Origin of the sequence: Psychrobacter sp. AOP31-B2-9 (assembly GCF_052378005.1) — a bacterium.
Classification (GTDB): domain Bacteria; phylum Pseudomonadota; class Gammaproteobacteria; order Pseudomonadales; family Moraxellaceae; genus Psychrobacter.
The window spans coordinates 1-4146 of the sequence record NZ_JBQSXG010000200.1; the positions used below are offsets into that span (position 1 = coordinate 1).

A 4146-nucleotide genomic window follows, 5' to 3' on the forward strand; every position below is an offset into this window, starting at 1 on the left:
TAAGTTTTTGCAAATTGTGACAGCATGCTCACAAAAATTTGCTAGGCTAACAGCTAATAGAAAGCAAAAGATAGTGAATCTTATGAGTTTACAGTATGCATTACTCAGTGATACGAGCTGGCAGGGCTTAACAAATTGGCAAACGCCTGACACGCCTTTTATGTCATTTGCTTTTTGGCAAGCACTTACGGACACAGGTGCTATCGGTGAAGCAGCAGGATGGCTACCTATTTTTATCGTTGTCTATCAAGTCGATGATTTGCCAGACGCAGCAATCACTGAAACTATGCCAGCAGAAAATACGACTGAAGTAGACATCACGCATTCAGTGGCAGTCATGCCTGTGTTTGTAAAAGCTCATCATCAAGGTGAGTTTGTTTTTGATCACTCATGGGCAGAGGCGTATGCGCGTTATGGGATTGATTACTATCCAAGATTGGTCACCAGTGCGCCATATACCCCAATTACAGGTCAGCGTTTGTGGCTAGCTGAAGGTGAGAGCCTAAGTGCAGACGTTATAAAGACCGCTATGGCTGGCGTAGACGACATTGCTCAGCAAGTCGGTGCCTCAAGTTGGCATGGTTTATTTGTCACAGCTGAGATGGTCAATGTCGCTAACGATGCTATGCCGACAGGTGTCGATGTAGAACGCGCGCTCGCGGACCAAGCGACCCAAAATAGTTTTGAGCCAACTGCTATTGAAATGCCTATACTTGAACGTCAAGGCTGTCAGTTTTTGTGGCAAAATAAAGACTTGCTCAATGACAGTCAACCTTTTGCGGATTTTGATGCATTTTTGATGACGTTAAAAGCCAAAAAGCGTAAAACCATTCGGGCAGAGCGTCGTAAAGTTGCTGAGCAAGGCATCATCTGCCACCGAAAGTGCGGTGCAGATATTACCGATGCAGACTGGAAGGCTTTTTATCACTGCTATGTCATGACATATGCAGTACGTGGCCAGAATCCGTATTTGAGTGCAGAGTTTTTTATGAGCTTAGCAAAGAATATGCCTGAGCATTTATTTTTGGCTCAGGCTGTCAATAATGAAGGCGTAATTATTGCCAGTAGTTTGTTCTTATACGATAAGCCTGATAGCAAAAATGCGACTCTTTATGGGCGTTATTGGGGTGCGCTGGGTGAGTACGACAGTTTGCATTTTGAGCTGTGCTATTACCAAGGCATTGAGTTTGCCGTTGAGCAAGGTTTGAGCTACTTTGACCCAGGTACGCAAGGGGAGCATAAGCTGATAAGAGGTTTTGTGCCGACCAAAACGCATTCGTTACATCGTATTTACGATCCACGTTTTGTGCCAGCTATCGCCAATTTTTGTACCCAAGATCGTCATCATATGGCGCAATATCGACAGCAAGCCCATGAAGCGTTGCCTTTTAACGCTGACAACATGCCTGATTTTTTGGAATAGGTATTTGTATGCTTATTGGTAGCATCCCATCATTAATATTAGCTGTGAATTATGACCAATCGTTATTCTGTACCATCTTCCCAAAATGTACCGCCACCTGAATTATTGCCATGGCTGCATGCCAAAGGCTCGTTAACAGCCTTGCTAGAAGTTAAAGCGGGGCAGCCTTTGCGCGTTACCCGCAGCTTTGAGGGTTATCGTCAGCTGTCTCTGATACAAAAGCAGCAACTAGGGCTACGGGGGCCTGCGCTTAATCGGCCCATGCTGGCATGGGTGCGTGAGGTGAGTTTATACGGCAATGATGAGTTGCCATGGGTCGCAGCTCAAAGCATCTTTCCGTTATCTAGTATAAAAGGTCGCGCACGGCGATTGCAGCAGCTAAAAGGCACGCCCATCGGGTACGTGCTATTCAAACGGCGTCGCACTCTGCCCAACCAGCGCTCTATTTGTCACATGGCAGAGGGTTGGCAACGACATACGCGTTATGATTGGTATGGGCGCCAGTTTATGATTAGTGAGACTTTTCTGTCCAGTTTTTACTAAGGTGTATAGCCATAAATAATACGGACGCACGGTCAATAAATGACTCATAAATATGAGATGTTTTAGTCATTATATGAAGTAAAATATTATCAATGTTTATAGAAACAGCTATGACTGATAACCGTTCAAAAAATAGCTGCTTGATGTGATTTACTCAGGGTAAACTGAGCTTTTTTGCGTTTGTAATATCCCGTTTCATGATACACTTGCGCTAGCAATGACGAAGATACCGCACGCCGAATATTGGGCATGGCTGACCGTCATTAGCCGCTTTAATATTGGCTGCCTTTTAATCGCGCCCTTTTAATACTGCCTTTGTAATCGCGCCTTTTTAATTACAGACACTTTTAATTACAGACACTAAATAGGACATCAATATGTTTAAAAATATCTCTCTTCAAAGTTTTGATCCAGTACTGGCTGAAGCGATGGCTGCAGAAAGCGTTCGTCAAGAAAACCACATCGAGCTTATTGCTTCAGAGAACTACTGCTCACAAGCAGTGATGGAAGCGCAAGGGACTGATCTAACCAACAAATACGCTGAAGGTTATCCTGGCAAGCGTTATTACGGTGGTTGTGAGCATGTAGATGTTATAGAACAGTTAGCGATTGACCGTGCTAAAGAATTGTTCGGTGCAGAGTATGTGAACGTTCAGCCACACTCTGGTAGCCAAGCAAACTCAGCGGTGTTTTTAGCATTGCTAGAAGCAAATGACACGGTATTGGGCATGAGCCTAGACGCTGGTGGTCACTTGACGCATGGTGCGCACATCAACTTTTCAGGCTTGAACTACAATGCCGTACAGTACGGTTTGGTAGATGGCACTGGTCTGATTGACTATGACCAAGTAGATGCGCTAGCACGTGAGCACAAGCCTAAAATGATTATTGCTGGTTTTTCGGCATACTCACAGGTGGTCGATTGGCAGCGTTTCCGTGACATCGCGGATGAAGTAGGCGCGTATCTATTGGTCGATATGGCTCACGTTGCTGGTCTGGTTGCTGGCGGTGTTTATCCAAGCCCAGTACCATTCGCTGATGTGGTTACGACTACCACGCACAAAACTCTACGTGGCCCACGCTCAGGTATGATTTTGTCTCGTGATGAAGTGCTTGCTAAGAAGCTAAACTCTGCTGTATTCCCAGGCAACCAAGGTGGCCCATTGATGCATGTTATCGCTGCTAAAGCGGTTTGCTTCAAAGAAGCGTTAGAAGACAGCTTTTCTACTTATCAGCAGCAAGTAGTGAAAAACGCACAAGCGATGGCAAAAGTGGTTCAAGAGCGTGGCTATGAAGTCATCTCTGGCGGTACTGAAAACCATCTCATGCTGATCAGCCTCGTTAAGCAAGAAATGACGGGTAAAGAAGCGGACAAATGGCTTGGCGAAGCTCACATCACTGTGAACAAAAATGCTGTACCAAACGATCCAAAATCACCATTTGTAACTTCTGGTATTCGTATCGGTACACCAGCCATTACTACTCGCGGCTTCAACGAAGCGCAAGCGGGCGACTTGGCAGGTTGGATCTGTGACGTGCTAGACAGCCGTGGTGACGAAGCGGTTGCTACTGAAGTACGTGGTAAAGTAGAAGCAATCTGCAAAGAGTTGCCAGTTTACGAAAAAAACCAGTAAGCTGAACTCTGTACTGATTTAAACAGCGCTTATTAAGCGTTGGTTAAAAGAAAAACCGCTTAGCGTTTGCTAGGCGGTTTTTTTGTTATTACTCTCTCTAAATATTAGGGCAGTAAGCGCAAACTTGTGTTGGTATTGTTATTTAGCACTTTTAATTATGTTCAAATCTATTGTTTACACTAAGAGAAACGACCGACATTTTTGATATATATAGTGAGTTTGACTGTCAATTCCAAAGCGCTAAGTTGATGTTTAATTTAGAAAAACATAAAAATATTTTTGTTTATGTAAAAGTATTAGTATATAGTCGATATTGAGAATTTAGTAATAATACCGATACAAATTGCAATAAATAGTTACATTTTGTATCAGTATCGCTGTAAATGATTATATGAATATTAGGGTGTGTATAGAATTCAAATCAGGGGCAACCAGATAAAGACACAAGCGAGCATTACCGCTGCTGCATAGCTATCTTTGAGCTTATCATATCGCGTGGCAATGCCCCTAAAATGTTTCAACCTAGCAAAAGCGTTTTCTACCAAG

At 43.7% G+C, this 4146-nt stretch carries 3 protein-coding genes and 1 pseudogene; 3 read left to right on the plus strand and 1 reads right to left on the minus strand.

Going from position 1 to position 4146, the window contains the following annotated elements; all coding sequences use genetic code 11:
• Positions 1-82 precede the first annotated feature (82 nt).
• The 3 genes from ACT3SX_RS14200 to glyA all read left to right on the plus strand — a co-directional run bounded on the left by ACT3SX_RS14200 (position 83) and on the right by glyA (position 3600).
• Positions 83-1423 (plus strand): GNAT family N-acetyltransferase, encoded by a 1341-nt coding sequence (locus ACT3SX_RS14200; protein WP_192992540.1) that lies wholly within the window; start codon positions 83-85, stop codon positions 1421-1423.
• A 51-nt stretch (positions 1424-1474) separates the two neighbouring features.
• Positions 1475-1966, plus strand: a complete 492-nt coding sequence (locus ACT3SX_RS14205) for a chorismate--pyruvate lyase family protein (RefSeq protein ID WP_192992539.1) — start codon at positions 1475-1477, stop codon at positions 1964-1966.
• A 377-nt stretch (positions 1967-2343) separates the two neighbouring features.
• A complete protein-coding gene (gene glyA, locus ACT3SX_RS14210; RefSeq protein WP_192519669.1) occupies positions 2344-3600 on the plus strand; it encodes a serine hydroxymethyltransferase in 1257 nt (418 codons plus the stop codon).
• Positions 3601-4016: 416 nt separating this feature from the next.
• On the opposite strand, the pseudogene ACT3SX_RS14215 reads toward glyA, so the two are convergent.
• Positions 4017-4146, minus strand: a pseudogene (locus ACT3SX_RS14215) (IS5/IS1182 family transposase); the annotation flags it as partial.

Excerpts from the sequence above, each read along its gene's own strand:
- ACT3SX_RS14200 (WP_192992540.1), top strand. The coding sequence starts at position 83 with ATGAGTTTACAGTATGCATTACTCAGTGATACGAGCTGGCAGGGCTTA.
- ACT3SX_RS14205 (WP_192992539.1), top strand. The coding sequence starts at position 1,475 with ATGACCAATCGTTATTCTGTACCATCTTCCCAAAATGTACCGCCACCT.
- glyA (WP_192519669.1), top strand. The coding sequence starts at position 2,344 with ATGTTTAAAAATATCTCTCTTCAAAGTTTTGATCCAGTACTGGCTGAA.